Origin of the sequence: Chromobacterium aquaticum (assembly GCF_021129195.1) — a bacterium.
GTDB lineage: Bacteria > Pseudomonadota > Gammaproteobacteria > Burkholderiales > Chromobacteriaceae > Chromobacterium > Chromobacterium aquaticum.
The window spans coordinates 1-1422 of the sequence record NZ_JAJOHW010000282.1; the positions used below are offsets into that span (position 1 = coordinate 1).

Here is a 1422-nt window from a genome sequence, read left to right on the forward strand (position 1 = left end):
GGACGAGCCCACCAACCACCTGGACGTGTCCGCCATCGAATGGCTGGAAAGCCTGCTCAAGAATTTCAGCGGCAGCGTGCTCTTGATCACCCACGACCGCCGCTTCCTGGACAATGTCGCCACCCGCATCGTGGAACTGGACCGCGGCATTCTGCGCAGCTATCCGGGCAGCTTCTCCAGCTACCATGTGCGCAAGGCCGAGGAACTGGCGATAGAGGAAGAGCAGAACCGCATCTTCGACAAATTCCACGCCCAGGAAGAAGTATGGATCCGCAAGGGCATCGAGGCGCGCCGCACCCGCAACGAAGGCCGGGTGCGCCGGCTGGAAGCGATCCGCCGCGAACGCTCCGCGCGGCGCGAGCGCGTCGGCCAGGTCAACTTCCAGCTCAATGCCGGCGAACGCTCCGGCAAGCTGGTGGCGGAACTGGAACACGTCAGCAAGGGCTTCGAGGGCAGAACCCTGATCCGCGACTTCACCACCCGCATCCTGCGCGGCGACAAGATAGGCCTGATCGGCCCCAACGGCGCCGGCAAGACCACCCTGCTCAAGCTGATCCTGGGCCAGCTGGACGCGGACAGCGGCAGCATCAAGCAAGGCAGCAAGCTGGAGATCGCCTATTTCGACCAGTTCCGCGAGCAGCTGGACGAAGACAGCAGCGTCGCCGACATCATCAGCCAGGGCAATGACTTCGTCGAGGTCGGCGGCGTCAGAAAACACGTGATGAGCTATCTGGAGGACTTCCTATTCTCGCCGCAGCGCGCGCGCAGCCCGGTGCGCTCGTTGTCCGGCGGCGAGCGCAATCGCCTGCTGCTGGCGCGGCTGTTCACCCGCCCGGCCAATGTGCTGGTGCTGGACGAGCCCACCAATGATCTGGACATCGACACGCTGGAACTTCTGGAAGACGTGATCGCTCAATACTCGGGAACCGTGTTCCTGGTCAGCCACGACCGCGCCTTCCTCGACAACGTGGTCACCCAGGTGATCGCCTTCGAGGGCAACGGCCGGCTGGAAGAATATCCGGGCGGCTACCAGGACTGGATCGACACCAAGGCGCGCATGGCGGCGATGAAACCGGCGGAAAAACCGAAGGAAACCACCGCTCCGCAGGAAAAAGCCAAGGACAAGCCCAAGTCCGCGCGCAATAAACTGTCCTACAATGAGACGCGAGAACTCGCCGCGCTGCCGGACGAGATCGCCGCGCTCGAAACCGAGCAGGCCAGTCTGAATCAGCGTTTGCTGGACCCGAACTGCTACCGCGACACGCCCAAGGAGGCCATCGCCTGGCAGCAGCGGGTGGAACAGATAGACGAGACGCTGATGGAAAAGCTGGCGCGCTGGGAAGAACTGGAGTCAAAGCAACAATGAGCAAGATCCTGCCGCCCTCGCCCTCTTCGCCGCTGGACCGCCGCGCGCTGCTGCGC

Annotated in this window: 1 protein-coding gene; it reads left to right on the plus strand. The window is 63.5% G+C overall.

The genetic code is table 11. The annotated features are described in order from the left end of the window. Nucleotides 1–1366 (plus strand): ATP-binding cassette domain-containing protein (locus LQT98_RS23810; RefSeq protein WP_231465730.1); only part of this gene is annotated, 1366 nt, incomplete at its 5' end. Nucleotides 1367–1422 lie beyond the last annotated feature (56 nt).